The sequence below is a fragment of the Bosea vestrisii genome (genome assembly GCF_030144325.1).
GTDB lineage: Bacteria > Pseudomonadota > Alphaproteobacteria > Rhizobiales > Beijerinckiaceae > Allobosea > Allobosea vestrisii_A.
Genome location: NZ_CP126307.1, coordinates 172,604 through 190,682 on the forward strand (window position 1 = coordinate 172,604; position 18,079 = coordinate 190,682).

Sequence of the window (18,079 nt, forward strand, 5' to 3'; positions counted from 1 at the left end):
CCGACAGTCGTCACTTGTGAAAGGGGCGTCGCATGCTGAAGCTCGGTGCCCGCGGTGAACCGGTTCGGCTGTTGCAAAGCCAGCTCAATCTGCTGCCGACGGGGCTCGTGAAGCTCGTCGTCGATGGCATCTTCGGCACGCGGACCCACGGGCGAGTGCTGGAGTTCCAGGGTATCAACCAGCTCGACAAGGATGGCGTCGTTGGCCCGCTGACCCTCGACCTGATCGCCAATCTGCTCAGGAATCTCAACAACATCCTGCCGGTTCCGCCGCCGATGCCGGTGCCGAAGAAGCCCTCGGCTGTCCGGCTCATCACCGACGAGATCGTCGGCGCCTTCCCGGCGGCGAACGGCCTCATCACACAGATCATCCCGCCGATCGCGGTGATCCAGACCGCGACGTACAAGCAGGGCGCTGGCGGCCCGCCGCTGGATTTTCAAACCATGCCGGGTACGACGGGGCGGCTCGCGATCTTCGCCGCGCGCAACAAGGACGGCATCGAGCGGGCCGTGATCCTGCTGTTGCCGGCGCAGGTCAATCCCGACCGGCTGCTGATCTGCATCAGCCACGGCTTCGGTGGGCAGGGGGCCAAGACGCGGGCACGCCTCAAGGCGCTGAACTGGACGGACCCTCTGTCCAAACCGCTGATCCAGTACGTACTGCTCAATCACGTCATCAATCGCTGGGGTGCGCAGACGCTGGCGGCGCAGAAGCGGAACCTCGGCTACATGCAGATCGTCCGCTCCGGTGCGCCCGGCGGCGAGCTTGGCGCGTTCGCCAAGGACGCGGCCTTCCTGCAACAGGTGCTGATCGAGATGCGCGACCTGACGAACGGGTCGTTCTCGTTCAACACATTGGAGACGATGACCTTCTCGAGCGGCATCGGCGATCACAACCTGTTTGTCTCACAGGCGGAGAAGCGGTTCGATATCGCCGCGAGCTACGCCATCGATCCGCAGCCGCAGGCGCGGCCGTTGAACAGCAAGGGCAAGAAGCGGCTGTTTCGCAGCGGCGTGACCTCGCACGCGCCGCCATTGCCGGGATCGGATTTCCTTCCGGTCGGGCGCTGGACCAAGGAATGGCAGCACTTTCGCCTCCTGATCGACAAGGAATTCGACTACATGCACAACTGGACGATGCCGTTCTATTGCCTCTATCTCGGCATCCAGACCTCCTGAACACCGAGTGCTGGCGTCAGCCCCGGCCCTCCAGCCGGCCCCGATGCTCGCGGAACAGTTTGCGCAGCGCCTCCAGCACCGCCAGCACGGCCGGGCGCTGACGGCCGCTCTCATGCGAGACCAGGAAAATCTCGTCGGCAGTCGCTTCGGGCGGCTCTTCCAGGCGGATCAGAGCCGCATCGGCGTCCGCCAGGAAACAGGGCGCCATCGATACGGCGCCCGACGAGCGGATGCTTTCATAGCGTGCGGCGGAATCGCCGACCCGCGCGGCGATCGGCCGGCCGGCGGCCCAGGCGAGGATGTGCTGCTCGATCCGCGACGAGACGTCTCGGCTGACCGAGATGATCGGCGCCGTGGCCGGGTCGCTGTCGCGGCGCACATAGAAGGCCTGCGCCAACCTGCCGACCTTCTGGCCGAAATAGCCGGCACCCTCCGGCGGCCTGCGCATGCGGATCGCGATCTCGGCCTCGCCCTGAGCCAGGTCGAGGCGCGCGCGGGTGCTGAGGATGACGATCTCGACGCCTCCGGCCGCGGCCGAAAGCGTGGTCGCGTGCTGGGTCAGGAACAGGCTGATCGAGGTGGTTGCGGTAACGCGGACGGGTTCATCGTCGCGGGCACGCGCAGATGTCGCCCGCGCCTCGAAGCGTGCGACGGCTTCGGCTGCGGCGGCTGCGTCCGCGGCGAGCGAAAGGCCGATCCCGGTCGGGATCAGGCGGTTGGCGCCGCGGCGGAACAGCCGCAGGCCGAGCCTTGCCTCGAACGCCTTCAGCCGGCGCGCGACGGTCGTCTCGCTCAACCCGAGCGCCGCCGCCGCCAAAGCCAGCCCGCCGCTGGAGGCGATGGCGTGGAAGATCTCGATGTCGGCCCAGAACGAGGCCGGGCTCTGGGCATCGCGTCGAGGTGGAGTGGCAGCAGGCTCGCCCATGCGCTCAGCGGCCAGAGCTCGGACGCAGGATGGTGTCGCGGGGCGCTGTCATGGTCGAAGTCGTGCGGGTCGGTCGGCATGCACGCAGGATGGGCGCGCAGGTGTCGTGACACAGCCCGGCAAGCTTGCGGGGGTGCCCGGCATCCGAGCCGCCAGAGGCGCGCCTCACAGGTCGATCAGCTCGCCGGCGAAGGCGGCCCGCTCCTGGATGAAGAGGAAGCGCGCTTCCGGCTTGTTGCCCATCAGCCGCTCGACCGTGTCGGAGGTCTCTTCCTTGTTCTCATGATCGACCATGACCTTGAGCAAGGAGCGCTTGCTTGGGTCCATGGTGGTTTCCTTGAGCTCGGCCGGCATCATCTCACCCAAGCCCTTGAAGCGGCCGATCTCGGGCTTCTTGCCCTTGAAAACGGTCTCCATCAGCTCGTCCTTGTGGGCATCGTTACGGGCATAGACGGACTTGGTGCCATGACGCAGCCGGTAGAGCGGCGGCACCGACAAATAGAGATGACCCTTCTCGATCAGACGCGGCATCTGGCGCCAGAAGAACGTGACCAGCAGCGAGGCGATATGGGCGCCGTCGACGTCCGCATCGGTCATCACGATGACCTTCTCGTAGCGCAGGTCGTCCTCGCGGAACTGATTGCCGATGCCGCAGCCCAGCGCCAGGATCAGGTCGGCGAGTTGCTGATTGGCATTGAGCTTTTCGCGCGTCGCGTTGGCGACGTTGAGGATCTTGCCGCGCAGGGGCAGGATCGCCTGGTTGGCGCGGTTGCGCGCTTGCTTGGCCGAGCCACCAGCCGAGTCGCCCTCGACAATGAAGAGCTCGGAACCTGCCGCGCCGGCATTGCTGCAATCGGCGAGCTTGCCCGGCAGCCGGAGCTTGCGCGTCGCGGTCTTGCGCGAAACCTCCTTCTCGAGGCGCCGGCGCAGGCGTTCCTCGGCGCGGTCGACCGACCAGTCGAGCAGCTTCAGTGCCTGCTGCGGCGAGGCGGCGAGCCAATGGTCGAACGCATCGCGCAGCGCGTTCTCGACGATGCGGGCAGCTTCGAGCGTTGCCAGCTTGTCCTTGGTCTGGCCCTGGAATTCCGGTTCGCGGATGAAGACCGAGAGCATGGCGGCGCAGGTCGCCATCACATCGTCGGCGGTGACCTGCGCCATCCGCTTGCTCTGGCCGATGCGCTCGGCGTGGTCGCGCAGTCCGCGCAACAGCGCGATGCGCAGGCCGGATTCGTGCGTGCCGCCCTCGGACGTCGGAATCGTATTGCAGTAGGAAGAGGAGAACCCGTCTTCGCCGGTGGCGAGCCAGGCGATCGCCCATTCGAGCGAGCCGTGGCCACCTTCCTTCGTGATCTTGCCCGAGAAGATCGGCTCGGCGACCAGGTCCTTGCCCTCGATCTCGCGGGCGAGATAGTCGCGCAGGCCGCCGGGGAACTTGAAGACCGCTTCCGCGGCGACGTCGCCCTCGGCCTTGAGCAGGGAGGGCGCGCAGCGCCAGCGGATTTCGACGCCGCCGAAGAGATAGGCTTTCGAGCGAGCCATGCGGAACAGCCGCGCCGGGACGAAATGCGCGCCTTCGCCGAAGATCTGCGCGTCGGGATGGAAGCGCACGCGGGTGCCGCGCCGGTTGGGCGCCCGGCCGACCGTCTCCAATGGCCCCTGCGGATGGCCGCGCGAGAAGGTCTGGCGATAGAGCATTTGCCCGCGCGCGACCTCGACTTCGACCAGGTCGGAGAGTGCGTTGACGACCGAGACGCCGACGCCGTGCAGGCCGCCCGAGGTTTCGTAGACCTTGAGTCGAACTTTCCGCCGGCGTGCAGGATCGTCATGATCACTTCGAGCGCCGACTTGTCCGGAAATTTCGGATGGGGGTCGATCGGCATGCCGCGACCATTGTCGGTGACGGCGAGCGAGCCGTCGGCAAAGAGCTCGACATCGATGAAGCTGGCATGGCCCGCCACCGCCTCGTCCATGGCGTTGTCGATCACCTCGGCGAAGAGGTGGTGCAAGGCCCGCTCATCAGTGCCGCCGATATACATGCCGGGCCGGCGCCGGACCGGCTCCAGCCCTTCGAGCACTTCGATGGTGGAAGCGTCGTAGCCGGCCTCCGATGGGGTGCCGACGCGTGGGGCGGGGGCAGGGCGCGCAGCCGGTTTCGGCGCAGGGGCGGGCGCGGGCGCTTCTGCGCGCGCATCCTTGCCGCCATCATCGCCGAAGAGGTCGTCCGTCATCACCATTGTGCCTACTGATTCGCGCTGCCTGCAGGATACCGCATCGGTCGATCGGCCGCCTGCCAGAGCCCTATAACCCGCCGTTCATCCGCAATAAACCGATCGGAGTGTCGCCGAAAGGCAGGAAGCGCGAGGCCGTCGCCGAACCGTCATCTCAGGATGGCACAGCCGGCTCGTGGAACCTCGCTTGCCGGTCCCTGGTTCAGCAGCCGTTAACGGCAACAGCCCCATCATAGGTACTGCGAATCGGGACTGGTCCCGGCCGTGCATTCGGCTAAGCTGGCATAAGGGGAGAAGGTCACGTGGCGTCGCGTTCCGCAGTCCCGAAAATCCGCATCGCGGGCCTCGAGCGGGCCGCGCGCTTTGCCGGTGAGTCCTTCGCCTATGAGGAGCTGTCCGGCTTCGAGACGCGACAGGATGCTGAGGCCACGCAGTTGCATCGGCTCTGGTGGGGTGCCGCCATCGTCGCGCTGATCGGCCTGGCGATCGTCGCTCTGCGCTGACCTGCCGTCAGCGCTTCTTCAACCTTTGAGCGCTAGAAGAGCTCCCTCGGGAGGCTCGACATGCGCGTGGTCATCGTCAGCGATTTCGGCTCGGTCAATGGTGGTGCCGCCAAGGTTGCGATCGAGAGCGCGCGCGGACTTGCCGAGGCCGGCGTTGAGATCGTCTTCGCCTGTGCGATCGGTCCCGTCTCGGATCGGCTCGACCACCCGCTGATCAGCGTCGAGCTCTATCCCGGCGAAGAGATCTGGAAGGTCGGCAGCAAGATCGCTGCGGCACGGCAAGGCATCTGGAACGCTCCGGCGCATAGTTTCCTGAGCGAGCTTCTCGCGCGCCAGCCGCGCGGTAGAACGTTGGTGCACCTGCATCAATGGACCAAGGCGTTCAGCCCCGCGGCGATCGCGGCCGCCGGCGAGAGCGGGCTTCCCGTCGCGATCACAATGCACGACTACTTCTCGTTCTGCCCGGTCGGCGGCTATTTCGACTTCAAGGCGGGAGCGCCCTGTCAGCAGAAACCGATGTCGGCCGGCTGCATCGCCGCCAATTGCGACCGCGCGTCCTATGTCCACAAGCTGGTGCGCGTCGCCCGGCAGTGGCGCTCGGACGAGGCGCTGCGCAAGCTCCGCACGCCGCTTTTCGTCCATGTCAGCGACTTCGCCCGCCGCTTCGCCGAGCCTTTCCTTCCGAAGCAGGCGCGGCACGTTGTGGTCGAGAACATGATGGAGGCGCCGAAGCGGTCACCCGTCGATGTCGCAAAGAACCGGCACGCGCTCTTTCTGGGGCGCTTTACCCAGGAGAAAGCCGGCGACGTGCTGGCCCAGGCGGCGCGCGATGCCGGCATGCCCGTGCGTTTCGTCGGCGAGGGGCCGCTCGCCGAAGAGATCCGCCGCATCAATCCGCAGGCCGAAATCCTTGGCTGGGTGCCGGCCGAACGCGTCTTCGACGAAATTGCGGCTGCGCGCTGCCTCGTGCTGCCTTCGCTCTGGTACGAGCCGGGTCCGCTCGTTATCGCCGAGGCCCGCTCGCTCGGCGTGCCGGTCGTGCTCGCGCGGACTACGGGCCCCGCGAGCTGGATCGAGGATGGCGAAGACGGAATCCTGGTCGAAGGCGGCGACGGGAGGGGGCTGATGAAGGCTCTGGAGCGGCTGAAGGACGACAACGCCGCGTCCCGCATGGGCGCTGCCGCCTATCGCCGCTACTGGGACGATCCGCTGACGATCCAGCGCCATGTCCAGCGGCTGATCGGCGCTTACCGGCCCGTACTCGCTGCCGCGGCCTGAGGAGATCCGGCGGCGGCGAGCCTTTTGGACGCCTTCGACCTTCCTCAAGCTTACCCTGCAGCAAGCGCGCCGCTTCCATCAGCGCCGGCGCCGGCACCATCCGGATCGTCGAACAAGGTTTGATGCCGGCCGCGGGTTACGCAGCGACGCCCGGCCACTGCCTCGCATTGCGCAGCGCGATCAGGTTGTAGCCCTTGGTGCGGTCGCGCTTGTACGCGTCGAGCTCGGCGGCTCTTGCAAGTGGCACAATCCGATCGTCGAGCAGCAGGTGGACGGCGAGCCCGCGCTCCTCGAGGATGTGCCGGGTCAGGGCATGTATCGGATCGGAGCCATGATCCTCGTAGATCACCAGCGCGTCTCTGCCGAGCGCACGCTCCATCCCACCCAGCGCCTCGCGCTCGACGCCTTCGACGTCGAGCTTGACGATCAGTCGACGCTCCGTCCAGCCCTGTTGCTCCAGCAGATCGTCGATCGAGATCGAGATCACCGTCTCGCCGTTGGAGGCCTCGCCCTCGGCCGCGATGCCCCTGGCCTCATGCGCTTCGGCATTGAGATTCACCTCGACCCCTGAGCGATCGAGGATGGCGCGATGAAAGGTCTTGATCAGGCCGGCATGCGGCGCGGCATTGGCGACCAGGTGGCCGTAGGTGGGTGCCGAGGCCTCGACGGCGAGGACAGGTTTGCCGCCACCGACGCTCGAGGCCGCAAAGACCGACCAGTAGCCGATATTGGCTCCACAATCGACAAACCCGTAGTCGACGCCGGCCAGCAGCCGCAGCAAACGCGCCATCTCCGGCTCATGATCATAGGAGCGCAGCAGCATCCTGTTCCAGTAGGGGTCGCTGGCCGGAAAGCTGATTTGCGCATCGGAACCGAGCGCGATCGTCGCGGTCCGTCCGCTCCAGGCGACGCTGCCGATCAGCCGGCATGCCTTGTAGAGGCCGCGCTGCTGCAGGGGGCGGGACAGAGCACCGTAGGCATCGAGCGCGCCGACCAGAGCCCGCGTGCCCATGCCACCGGCGACGAGGCGGCCGGCAGGGCGATCGAATGCGATGGCGGACTGGGCAAGAGCCATTGCGGCGCTCCAAGAGCTTGCAGACCAGAAACTGCTTACCTCGAAGGTTTTGCCAGCCGGTAAAGGCAACTGCCGAAAAGCCGGCGCATGGACGAAAAAAACCGGGGCGTTGCCGCCCCGGTTCGCAAGGTGGACTGCGGATCGCCGCAGTCGGGAGGAAATCCTGTCCCGAGCCCAAAGCTCGGGAGGACAAGCACTCAGTAGGAATAGTACATCGCGAACTCGACCGGGTGCGGCGTCATCTCGAAGCGCGCCACATCCTGCATCTTGAGCTCGATGTAGCTCTCGATGAAGTCGTCGTTGAAGACGCCGCCGGCCTTGAGGTAGGCGTTGTCCTTCTTGAGCGAATCCAGCGCCTCGCGCAGCGAACCGCAGACCGTCGGGATCTTCTTGAGCTCGCGCGGCGGCAGGTCGTAGAGATCCTTGTCCATCGCCGGGCCGGGATCGATCTTGTTGATGATGCCGTCGAGGCCGGCCATCGTCAGCGCGGCGAAGGCGAGATAGGGGTTCGCCATCGGATCGGGGAAGCGGACCTCGACGCGCTTGGCCTTGGGCGAGGTCGTCCACGGAATACGGCAGGAGGCCGAGCGGTTGCGCGCCGAATAGGCGAGCAGCACCGGGGCCTCATAACCCGGGACGAGGCGCTTGTAGGAGTTGGTCGAGGGGTTGGTGAAGGCGTTCAGCGACTTGGCGTGCTTGATGATGCCGCCGATGTACCAGAGGCATTCCTGCGACAGGTCGGCATACTTGTTGCCGGCCATGATCGGCTTGCCGTTCTTCCAGATCGACTGGTGGACGTGCATGCCTGAGCCGTTGTCGCCAAAGACGGGCTTGGGCATGAAGGTCGCGGTCTTGCCGTAGCTCTGGGCGACGTTGTGAATGCAGTATTTATAGACCTGCATCTGGTCGGCCATGTGCGTCAGGGTGTCGAACTTCAGGCCGAGCTCATGCTGGGCCGAGGCGACCTCGTGATGGTGCTTCTCGACCTTGGCGCCCATGGCTGCCATGGCCGCAAGCATCTCGCCGCGCATGTCCTGCGCCGAATCCTGCGGCGGAACCGGAAAATAACCGCCCTTGGTGGCAATGCGGTGGCCGAGATTGCCGCCCTCGTACTCGGTCATGCCATTGATCGGCAGCTCGACATTGTCGAGCTTGAAGCCGGTGTTGTACGGGTCGGCGGCGATCTTGACGTCGTCGAAGACGAAGAACTCGGCCTCGGGCCCGACATAGACGGTGTCGCCGATGCCGGTCGACTTGAGGTATGCCTCGGCCTTCTTGGCCATGCCGCGCGGATCACGGCCATAGGGCTCGCCCGTCGCCGGCTCGAGCACGTCGCAGGTGATGACCATGGTCGAGGCCGAAAAGAACGGGTCGATGCAGGCCGTCGTCGGATCCGGCATCAGCAGCATGTCGGACTCGTTGATCGCCTTCCAGCCGGCGATCGAGGAGCCGTCGAACATCGTGCCCTCGGCGAAGATCTCTTCGTCGATCATGGTGATGTCGAAGGTGACGTGCTGCCACTTGCCGCGCGGGTCGGTGAAGCGGAAGTCGACGTATTTGACGTCATTGTCCTTGATCGCCTTCAGGACTTCTTTGGCGTTCTTCATCTCACGACTTCCTTTGTCGACTGCTAGGGTCTCACGACTGACGTTGCCTGCGGGTCCGCCGGCGCACGCATTCCTTGGGTGTTGGGAATAATCCTCAGATCGCGTCCGCGCCGGACTCGCCGGTGCGGATGCGGATCGCCCCTCCACGCTCGATACAAAAATCTTGCCATCGCCGATCCGGCCGGTCTGGGCGGCCTTCTTGATCGCCTCGATCGCGCGCTCGACCATGTCGTCGGCCAGCACGATCTCGATCTTCACCTTCGGCAGGAAGTCGACCACGTATTCGGCGCCGCGATAGAGCTCGGTATGGCCCTTCTGGCGTCCAAAACCCTTCGCCTCGAGCACCGTGATGCCCTGGAGGCCGACCTCCTGCAGCGCCTCCTTCACCTCGTCGAGCTTGAAGGGCTTAATGATCGCTTCGATCTTCTTCATGCGCCGACCGACCTCCTTGGCGTGAGCTTGCACCACTGTACGCAGCCTTCCTCCGTTCTGACCATCTCGGCCAACCCGGATCAACTCGGCGCGTCCAGCAAAACCTCGCCTGTCCTGCTCATAGCATCGGCGCAGGCAGGCCGCCATGATAGCCCCGGGGGCAAACCGCCTCTTGAAGAGGCGAAAAACAGTCTAAAAATTATGCACATGCCTATCTTGCGTGCAATCGCCGATATCGGCGCATCTCCTTGCCCGAACGCCCGGGCTGGCGGACAATGACCGGCCGATGACTGCCGTCACTTCCTCCGCCCTTGCCCTGCTGAGCGTCGCCGAGATGGCGGCGGCGGATGCGGCAACGATCGCCGCCGGCACGCCCGGTATCGCCTTGATGGAGAAGGCGGGCAGGGCGGTGGCAGACGCGGTGACGCGGCGAGCCCGACCGGGACAGCGCGTCCTGGTGCTCTGCGGCCCAGGTAACAATGGCGGTGACGGCTTCGTCGCGGCGCGCCTTCTGGCAGAACGCGGCTGTCATGTGATGCTCGCGCTTGCAGGCGAGCGAGCAGCCCTCAAGGGGACGCTGCGCAGGCGGCGGAAACCTGGACCGGCCCGATCGAAGGGATCGGCGCAGTCGATCCCGTCCGGCATGATCTCATCGTCGATGCCTTGTTCGGCGCCGGACTCAGACGCCCGATCTCTGGCGAACTTGCGGCTCTGGTCGAGCGCGTCAACGCGGCTGGCCGGCCAGTCGTCGCGGTCGATGTGCCGAGCGGCGTCCAAGGCGATACGGGTTTGGTCCAAGGTACGGCCATTCGCGCCGACGAGACCGTGACCTTCTTTCGGTTGAAGCCCGGCCATCTGCTCCATCCCGGCCGAGCCTTCTGCGGCATCGTCACGCTGGCGGATATCGGCATCCGGCCTGAAATCGCCTTCGCGCCGGGCAGGGACGCGCCGTCTGCCTTCCGCAACGCTCCGGCCCTCTGGCACGCTCATCTACCGAACCATGCCGCCGGCGTTCACAAATACGCCCGCGGCGCGGTCGCTGTCGCCGCGGGCGGGCTCTCGGGCATTGGAGCGCCGCGGCTCGGGGCCCGCGCGGCGCTGCGCATCGGCGCGGGCCTGGCGACGATTATCTGCCGGCCGGAGGCGCTCGCGGCCCATGCGGGACGCGGCCCCGATGCATTGATGCAGGCGGCGGCTGCCGACGCCCCGGCCTTCGAGGCGGTACTGTCGGCGCGCAAGATCGAGGCGCTGCTGATCGGGCCGGCACTAGGACTCGACGCCGAAGCACGATCATGGGTGGCTACCGCCTTGCGCGGCGCCTGGCCCTGCGTCTGCGATGCCGATGCGCTCACGCACATCGGCGCGCATGGATCGACCTTCACCGCCCTGCTGCGCCGTCGCACCGGCCCAGCGGTGCTGACACCGCACGAAGGCGAATTCAAACGAATGTTCGGCGAAGTCGCGGGCTTCGACCAGGAGCGCGGCAAGCTCGAGCGGGCTCGGCACGCGGCTCGCCTGACCGGAGCCGTCGTCGTTCTCAAAGGACCGGATACGGTGATCGCGGAGCCGGACGGGCGTGCTGCGATCAATGATACTGGCTCGCCCGCCTTGGCGACCGCCGGCTCGGGCGATGTTCTGGGTGGAGTCGTCGCGGGCCTGCTGGCGCAGAAGATGCCGGCCTTCGAGGCGGCCTGCGCCGCCGTCTGGCTGCACGGGCGCGCCGGAGAAGAACTCGGCATGGGCCTCATCGCCGACGACCTGCCGGAGAGGTTGCCGGGTCTGTTGGGCAGGCTCGACGATTGAGCCGGCAGGCAAGGAAAAGGCCCGCCCCGAAAGGGGCGAGCCCGTGATGGTCTGTTCGAGCCGTCCTCAGCGGGCGGCGTAGGTCACGGCCGGAGCGGAGGTCAGTTGCTCCTTGGTCATGGTGATCTTGCCATGGTCCGGATACATCTCCGGCCCCTTCTTGGCTGCCGGCGCCGCGTTCATCGCGGTGGTGCCACCAGCGCTGCTACCGCCCGCTCCGGTGCCGCCGGACGGGGCGGGGGCCGGCGTAACCATCGGCTCTTCGCTCCATTGGACTTGCTCGAACGGGATCGCGACATCCTTCGAGCCCATGCCGAGGAAGCCGCCGACGCCGACGGTGACCAGCTCGATCTTACCGGTCTTGTCGAACACCACCTCGGTGACGTCGCCGACCTTCTTGTTGTCGGGACCGTAGATGTCGACACCCATCAGCTTCGAGGCCCGCCACTTGCCCTGCCCGGCGAGATTGTTCTCCGGGGCCTTGGCGGTCGTCGCGGCTGGTGCTGGTGCTGCCGGCGCGCTGGTCGAGGGCGAGGCCGGCTGCGGGCTTGGCGGCTGGTTCGAGGGCGCAGTGGTCTGCGCGACGGCAGCGGCGGCAAGCATGACGCCGCCGATAGCCGTCAATGCAACGTGACGCTTGTACATGGATATCCTCCTGTCGTGTCCGCATTTGCGGAATGACCAAACAACGCACAACCGAGGGTTTGGTTCGCAGATGGGCGGCCATTAGCCTGTCTTTTGACGCGCTTTGCGAGGCGCCGGCGCGCCGGCTTAGCGCTTCTGTAAGACTTGCCGGTTTCTGCTGATCTTCCGACGAACGATCCCGGAGCCTGACAGGATGAGCAGGAGCCTTGCGATTCTGGGGCTTGCCGCAGTCGGGCTTGCCGCATCGATGACACCAGCGGCTGCCTTCTGGCCGCGCTCACAATGGCTCGCCTGCTCGGAGGCCGCCACCGCGGCCGATTACCAGCGCTGGCGCTGCTGGGAGCTCGACGGCTATGCCGGCGCGATCGCCCCGGGATATGGCGTCGACCCCGCCGAGCCCTGGCGGATACCAGGCGGGCGGCGTCCGACGCGGCGTGGCGGGATCGTCGATCGCCTGGGCTGAACGGAGCAGCGCTCGTCCTTCATTTGGGGGATGCATCCGCGCGCCATCCGAGCACACTCTGCAGGCTGGCGACCCGTGCTGTCGTCCCAGCTTCCCAGGTCCACGATGCCGCTCCGGTCCAAACATTTCACCGAGCCCAAGCGTAATGCCAGACTCGAGCAGTGCCTGATCAGCGATCCAGCACATGTCACGCGGGGCAGCAGCGGCGACCATGTCGTCCTGATCCAGCAGGCGCTCAACAAATTGCGCGATTTGCCTGGCGGCGAGGATTTCCGGCTCAGGGTGAGCGGCGTCTATGGCACCGAAACGGCCGATGCCGTGCTTGATTTCAAGACCACGCGCGAGATCGTCGCAGCATCGCGTCAGGGCGCTGCCGACAACGTCGTCGGCAAAATGACGATCGCCCGGCTCGACGACGAGATGGCAACGCTCGAGCGGCTGGCCGCAGCCGTGGTGAAGGTCAATGTCACGCCGCGCTGGGGGCATCTCGTTGCCGATTGCGATATGAATGGCTTCAGCCGCAACCGGCTCAAGCGCAACGGCGACAGTGGCGACTGGACAAGCAGCAGCAGCAAGGTGCCCATTCATCAGATGATCCCGATGGGATTGACCCGGATGCTGCGCTTCGAGCACGCCGGGGCCGGGACCTTGACGGTCGATGTCGACGACTCGACCATCGCGATGGTCGTTGATTTCCAACACGAGGCATCGCGCGTCGGCACGCGGCGCAGCCTCGTAACGTTGCTCGGCAAGCGGCCAGGCACGACCGAACTGCAGGTGATGATCGACGGACGCCGCCAGGAGACGGTTCGGCTGCCGGTCAGGGAACGGCAGCTCGTCCACCTCAATGCGGTCTATCTCGGGCCGCGGACAGTAAGCGAGGACGTTGCCGGTTTCGCGCGTGGGGTGTTCTCGTGGCTGAATACGATCGTCACCCCGCAAACCAATATTCTGTTCGTCCCGATCACGATCAGGGTCGAACCCCGGGTCAGCTATCGCGGCGGACCGCCATTCGATATCGACCCAAGCAAACCTCTCTATATCCTCAAAGATTCCGACACTGCGCCGAACGGCGCGCAGGCGGTGACCTGGGACGATCTGCGCCGCTTTCATCAGACCACTGGCGTGAGTCTGTTTTACGGCCCGAATGTGCGCAGTCGTGACGACGATACCATCGGCCAATCCAAAAACGGTATGCGGATGTGCTGGGCTCCATTGCGGTCGCCGAGCGGGACGAAATCACCGCAACGCGCCCTGGTCATGCTGGGCGCGCACGAGGTTCTGCACTCACTCGGGGCCAAGCACATCCACACTGGCGAGAACTATAACTTTCTCATGGTTCCGACGCCGATAGGGAAATCCATCCTCATCCCATCAGAGACGCTGGTCGACATCTAGCGGTGTATGACACCAAGCCCCGCGCGCCGATCGACATTTATCGCAGTTGGCCCGCCTGGCTGCCTTTCGGCGCCCCGACCTATGTTAAGTTCAGCTAGTGCTGCTGGCTTTTGGTGAGCGGGGAGGGGATCGAACCCTCGACCACATGATTAAAAGTCACGTGCTCTACCACTGAGCTACCCGCCCTCACTGGGCCGCTGACATAGGCAGGTGGGACGCGTCGGTCAACATTGTTCCGGCGGGCGCATCGTGGCAGAAGCCGCGCCCATGGCGAGCAAACGCATGACAGGAGCGGATTCGACCGGTGCGGAGCAGGGCTGGCGCGGCTGGGCGGGGGCCTTCGTACTCGCTGCTCTAGCGCTGACCGCCCTGCTGTTCGGTTTCATCGCTGCGCTCGATCCGTATGGCGCGCGCGTGCAGGCCGGCCAGCCGGCCCGGCCGCTGATGGATCTCAACCAGCGCTTCATGTACCCGCAGATCGTCAAATCGGGTGCCTTCGATTCAGCGGTGTTCGGCACCTCGACGCTGCGCCTGCTCGACCCGGCGATTCTCTCCACCGGACTATCGGCCCGCTTCGCGAATCTCGGCATGAACGCGGCGACACCCTGGGAGCAGACGCAGATCGCAGGGCTGTTCGCGCGCCAGGTCGCGACACCGAAATTCGCCATCTGGGGTATCGATCAGACTTGGTGCGAGGCCGATGCGACCAGCGAGGCGCGCCGGCTGACACCGCGGCCATTCCCGCCCTGGCTCTATGACGACAGCGCCTGGAACGATTGGCCCAAGCAACTCAACTTCACCACGCTCGAGATCGCACTGCGCCTCGCTGCGCATCGGCTCGGCCTGCAGCCGCAACGCCTGCGCGGCGATGGCTACGAGGTCTTCACACCACCCGAAGCGACCTACGATCTCGCCCGCGCGCGTGTCCACCTTTATCACGGCCATGGCGGCCAAGTGCCTGATCTGACGCCGCAATCGCCACCTGCGGAGGTCGTGGCCTCGGAGCGCGCAAGTTGGCGTTTTCCAGCGCTGGCCTGGCTGGAGCGGGGGCTGGCGGCGTTTCCGACGACGACCCAGCGCCTGATCGTTCTGCCGCCGGTGCATGCGAGTGCGCTGCCCCGGCAGGGGAGCGCAGCCTGGCAACGCTTCGAAGCGTGCAAAGCGCAAATTGCCGCGCTTGCGATGCGTCAGCGCGCCGTGATCGCCGACTATGCGCATCCCTCGGTGCTGACACGCGAGGATTCCAATTACTGGGATCCCGCGCATTACCGATTGCCGATCGCACGTCGGATCGAGACCGACCTGATCGCGCTGGGGCAGGGAAAGCCGGCTCCTGCCGATCCGGCACTTAGCGTCCTCGATGCACTTCGTTAACGGCGCATCAACCAAGCGATTCTACCGTGGTCGCATGGTCATCCGCCGCGGTCTCCGCTCCATCCTTGTCACGCTCGCGCTCTACCTCGTGTCGAGCGCTGTGGTCGGCTATTTCCTGTTCCACGCCCAGCACGGTGCCCGCGGGCTCGAAACCCTGGGCGGCCTTCGCGAAAAAATTCGGCGAGATGGAGACCGAGATCGCCGCATTGACCAGCGAACGGCAGGACTGGGAGAAACGCCTGACCCTGATGCGCGACGAAGCCGTCGATCGCGACGTGCTTGAGGAAAGGGCCCGCGCCATCCTCGGCCGTGTCCATCGCAACGATGTCGTCGTGATGGGGCGCTAGGCCGGGTTTCGGTCGACCTCCAACCCGAGTGGGCTGGTAAGGCCCCGACCGCATCCCGCTCCGGGGGCAGCATTTTTCGGCGTCGATAGTCGCAAAAAGTTCGATTAACCGATAATCGGTTAAATGTAATTAGCGCAGCAATCATAAAAGCTTATTCAATGCTGCAGTGCGAGATACCCGTCTCGCCAAGGCCTGGGGCTTCCTCTACAACCAAAGCAGTAGAGCTTGGAGGAACCGTTCATGGCCATTGCCGCTCGGAAGACGAAAGCAGGGGCGCCTGCGAATACCGCCGGAAAGGCGCCGGCAAGGGCGACGGCGAAGAGCGCTCCGAAGGGTTCTGCCAAGGCGATCCCGAACGTCCCGACCTTCACCAAGGACGAGGAACTTCACGCCTATCGCGAGATGCTGCTGATCCGGCGCTTCGAGGAGAAGGCCGGCCAGATGTACGGCATGGGCCTGATCGGCGGCTTCTGCCATCTCTATATCGGCCAGGAAGCGGTCGTGATCGGTATGCAGATGGCCTCGAAGGATGGCGACCAGGTCATCACCGGCTATCGCGACCACGGCCACATGCTCGCTTGCGGCATGGAATCGCGCGGCGTGATGGCGGAGCTGACCGGCCGGCGCGGCGGCTATTCGCACGGCAAGGGCGGCTCGATGCACATGTTCAGCCGCGAGAAGAACTTCTATGGCGGCCACGGCATCGTCGGCGCGCAGGTTTCGCTCGGCGCCGGCCTCGGCTTCGCCAACTGGTATCGCCAGGACGGGCGAGTCTCGATGGCTTATTTCGGCGACGGTGCCGCCAATCAGGGCCAGGTCTATGAGAGCTTCAACATGGCCCAGCTCTGGAAGCTGCCGGTCGTGTTCGTGATCGAGAACAACCGCTACGCCATGGGCACCTCGGTCAACCGGGCCTCGGCGCAGACCGATTTCTCCAGGCGCGGCGTTTCGTTCGGCATTCCCGGCGAGCAGGTCGACGGTATGGACGTGCGCGCCGTGCGCGAGGCCGCGAGCCGCGCCATCGAGCACGCCCGTACCGGCAAGGGCCCGTACATCCTGGAAATGCAGACCTACCGCTACCGCGGCCATTCGATGTCCGATCCGGCGAAGTACCGCTCCAAGGACGAAGTCCAGAGGATGCGCGAGGAGCACGACCCGATCGAGCAGGTCCGCGGCCGCCTGACGCGCGAGCACAAGCTCGGCGAGGACGAATTCAAGGCGATCGACGCCAAGGTCCGCGAGATCGTCAACGACGCAGCCGAATTCGCGACGCATGATCCCGAGCCGGACGTCTCCGAGCTCTGGACCGACATCCTGCGGGAGCCGGCGCAGGCCTGAAGGGTCGCGCCTAGCCTCCTTCCCCGACATCGAGGCCCTTGCGGCCGCTCCAGAACTCCGGGTGCGTTCATGCCGATCGACATTCTGATGCCCGCCCTGTCACCGACTATGGAACAGGGCAAGCTCGCCAAATGGCTCAAAGCCGAGGGCGACAAGATCAAGGCTGGCGATATCATCGCCGAGATCGAGACCGACAAGGCGACCATGGAGGTCGAGGCGGTCGACGAGGGCGTGCTCGCCAAGATCCTGGTCGCTGACGGAACCGACAACGTCGCGGTCAACACCCCCATCGGCGTGATCGCAGCCGATGGCGAGGACGCCTCCGCGGCCGCCAGCGGCGCCAAGGCGGAAGCACCGGCCCCCAAGGCAGCGCCAGAGCCGGAGAAGGCCGCCGAGGCTCCTGCCGCTCCGGCGCCTGCCACGGCGCCGCCAAGCGTCCCGGCCCAGGTGAAATCCTACGACGCCTCCTCCGAATTCCCGGCAGGTGCCGAGGTCGTCTCGATGACGGTGCGCGAGGCGCTGCGGGATGCGATGGCGGAAGAGATGCGGCGCGACGCCGACGTCTTCGTCATGGGCGAGGAGGTCGCCGAATACCAGGGCGCCTACAAGGTCACGCAAGGGCTGCTGCAGGAGTTCGGTGCGCGCCGCGTGATCGACACGCCGATCACCGAGCATGGCTTTGCCGGCATCGGCGTCGGCGCGGCTCTCACCGGCCTGAAGCCGATCGTCGAGTTCATGACCTTCAACTTCGCCATGCAGGCGATCGACCAGATCATCAACTCGGCTGCCAAGACGCTCTACATGTCTGGCGGCCAGATGGGCTGCCCGATCGTCTTCCGCGGTCCCAACGGCGCCGCCGCCCGCGTCGGCGCCCAGCACAGCCACGACTATGCCGCCTGGTACTCGAACGTGCCCGGGCTCAAGGTGGTGATGCCCTACAGCGCCTCCGATGCGAAGGGCCTGCTGAAGAGCGCCATCCGCGATCCGAACCCGATCATCTTCCTCGAGAACGAAATCCTCTACGGGCGCTCCTTCGACGTGCCCAAGGGCGATGATTTCACGATTCCCATCGGCAAGGCCAAGGTGGTGCGACCCGGCACGGACGTCACCATCGTCTCCTTCGGCATCGGCATGAACTATGCGCTCGGCGCCGCCGAGGCGCTGGCCAAGGAAGGCATCGAGGCCGAGGTCATCGACCTGCGCACCATCCGGCCGATGGATATCGAGACCGTGATCGCCTCCGTGCAGAAGACCAATCGCTGCGTCGCGGTCGAGGAGGGCTTCCCGCAGTCTGGTGTCACCGCCGAGATCGGCATGAAGATCATGGAGGCGGCGTTCGACTATCTCGACGCGCCCGTCGCGCGCGTCACCGGCAAGGACGTGCCAATGCCTTACGCCGCCAATCTCGAGAAGCTGGCATTGCCGAACATCGGCGAGGTCGTCGCGGCGGCCAAGGCCGTCTGCTACCGCTGAAAGAGGGCTGAC

At 65.7% G+C, this 18,079-nt stretch carries 13 protein-coding genes, 1 tRNA gene and 3 pseudogenes; 10 read left to right on the forward strand and 7 right to left on the reverse strand.

The window, feature by feature from the left end; all coding sequences use genetic code 11:
- Positions 1–32: 32 nt before the first annotated feature.
- The gene (locus QO058_RS00840; RefSeq protein WP_284169875.1) at positions 33–1,178 is read left to right on the forward strand and encodes a peptidoglycan-binding domain-containing protein; all 1,146 of its coding nucleotides are present in this window, start codon (positions 33–35) and stop codon (positions 1,176–1,178) included.
- A 16-nt stretch (positions 1,179–1,194) separates the two neighbouring features.
- Here QO058_RS00840 and QO058_RS00845 read toward each other — a convergent pair whose 3' ends face one another.
- Together QO058_RS00845 and parE are read right to left on the reverse strand one after the other, a co-directional pair.
- Complete coding sequence (locus QO058_RS00845) at positions 1,195–2,103, reverse strand: LysR family transcriptional regulator (RefSeq protein WP_284169876.1); 909 nt, start codon at positions 2,101–2,103, stop codon at positions 1,195–1,197.
- Positions 2,104–2,268: 165 nt separating this feature from the next.
- A pseudogene (gene parE / locus QO058_RS00850) lies at positions 2,269–4,337 on the reverse strand (DNA topoisomerase IV subunit B).
- Between the two features lie 296 nt (positions 4,338–4,633).
- Here parE and QO058_RS00855 point away from each other — a divergent pair.
- Positions 4,634–4,834 carry a hypothetical protein gene (locus QO058_RS00855; protein WP_284169877.1) on the forward strand — a complete coding sequence of 67 codons (201 nt, stop codon included), beginning with the start codon at positions 4,634–4,636 and terminating at the stop codon, positions 4,832–4,834.
- 60 nt (positions 4,835–4,894) lie between these two features.
- Positions 4,895–6,112 carry a glycosyltransferase family 4 protein gene (locus QO058_RS00860; protein WP_284169878.1) on the forward strand — a complete coding sequence of 406 codons (1,218 nt, stop codon included), beginning with the start codon at positions 4,895–4,897 and terminating at the stop codon, positions 6,110–6,112.
- A gap of 136 nt (positions 6,113–6,248) precedes the next feature.
- Here QO058_RS00860 and QO058_RS00865 read toward each other — a convergent pair whose 3' ends face one another.
- The 3 genes and pseudogenes from QO058_RS00865 to QO058_RS00875 form a co-directional block, all read right to left on the reverse strand.
- A complete protein-coding gene (locus QO058_RS00865) occupies positions 6,249–7,187 on the reverse strand; it encodes an FkbM family methyltransferase (RefSeq protein ID WP_284169879.1) in 939 nt (312 codons plus the stop codon).
- 197 nt (positions 7,188–7,384) lie between these two features.
- A complete protein-coding gene (gene glnA / locus QO058_RS00870; protein ID WP_284173063.1) occupies positions 7,385–8,794 on the reverse strand; it encodes a type I glutamate--ammonia ligase in 1,410 nt (469 codons plus the stop codon).
- A 153-nt stretch (positions 8,795–8,947) separates the two neighbouring features.
- Positions 8,948–9,373 (reverse strand): annotated as a pseudogene (locus QO058_RS00875) (P-II family nitrogen regulator); the annotation flags it as partial.
- A gap of 139 nt (positions 9,374–9,512) precedes the next feature.
- Here QO058_RS00875 and QO058_RS00880 point away from each other — a divergent pair.
- Positions 9,513–11,029: pseudogene (locus QO058_RS00880) on the forward strand (NAD(P)H-hydrate dehydratase).
- Positions 11,030–11,095: 66 nt separating this feature from the next.
- Here QO058_RS00880 and QO058_RS00885 read toward each other — a convergent pair.
- Entirely contained in the window at positions 11,096–11,674 is a 579-nt protein-coding gene (locus QO058_RS00885) for a PRC-barrel domain-containing protein (protein WP_284169880.1), read from the reverse strand.
- A gap of 193 nt (positions 11,675–11,867) precedes the next feature.
- On the opposite strand from QO058_RS00885, the gene QO058_RS00890 reads away from it, so the two are divergent.
- A complete protein-coding gene (locus QO058_RS00890) occupies positions 11,868–12,137 on the forward strand; it encodes a hypothetical protein (protein ID WP_284169881.1) in 270 nt (89 codons plus the stop codon).
- A 105-nt stretch (positions 12,138–12,242) separates the two neighbouring features.
- Positions 12,243–13,535, forward strand: coding sequence for a peptidoglycan-binding domain-containing protein (locus QO058_RS00895; protein WP_284169882.1), 1,293 nt, complete (start codon positions 12,243–12,245; stop codon positions 13,533–13,535).
- A 111-nt stretch (positions 13,536–13,646) separates the two neighbouring features.
- On the opposite strand, the gene QO058_RS00900 is transcribed toward QO058_RS00895, so the two are convergent.
- Positions 13,647–13,721: transfer RNA gene (locus QO058_RS00900), tRNA-Lys, on the reverse strand.
- A gap of 96 nt (positions 13,722–13,817) precedes the next feature.
- Here QO058_RS00900 and QO058_RS00905 point away from each other — a divergent pair.
- The 4 genes from QO058_RS00905 (at position 13,818) to QO058_RS00920 (ending at position 18,067) form a co-directional block, all read left to right on the forward strand.
- Positions 13,818–14,909 carry a hypothetical protein gene (locus QO058_RS00905; protein WP_284169883.1) on the forward strand — a complete coding sequence of 364 codons (1,092 nt, stop codon included), beginning with the start codon at positions 13,818–13,820 and terminating at the stop codon, positions 14,907–14,909.
- A gap of 134 nt (positions 14,910–15,043) precedes the next feature.
- Positions 15,044–15,256, forward strand: coding sequence for an FtsB family cell division protein (locus QO058_RS00910; RefSeq protein WP_284169884.1), 213 nt, complete (start codon positions 15,044–15,046; stop codon positions 15,254–15,256).
- 240 nt (positions 15,257–15,496) lie between these two features.
- Positions 15,497–16,594: a pyruvate dehydrogenase (acetyl-transferring) E1 component subunit alpha gene (gene pdhA, locus QO058_RS00915; RefSeq protein ID WP_284169885.1), complete on the forward strand. Its 1,098-nt coding sequence runs from the start codon at positions 15,497–15,499 to the stop codon at positions 16,592–16,594.
- A 69-nt stretch (positions 16,595–16,663) separates the two neighbouring features.
- Complete coding sequence (locus tag QO058_RS00920) at positions 16,664–18,067, forward strand: pyruvate dehydrogenase complex E1 component subunit beta (protein ID WP_284169886.1); 1,404 nt, start codon at positions 16,664–16,666, stop codon at positions 18,065–18,067.
- Positions 18,068–18,079: the final 12 nt, after the last annotated feature.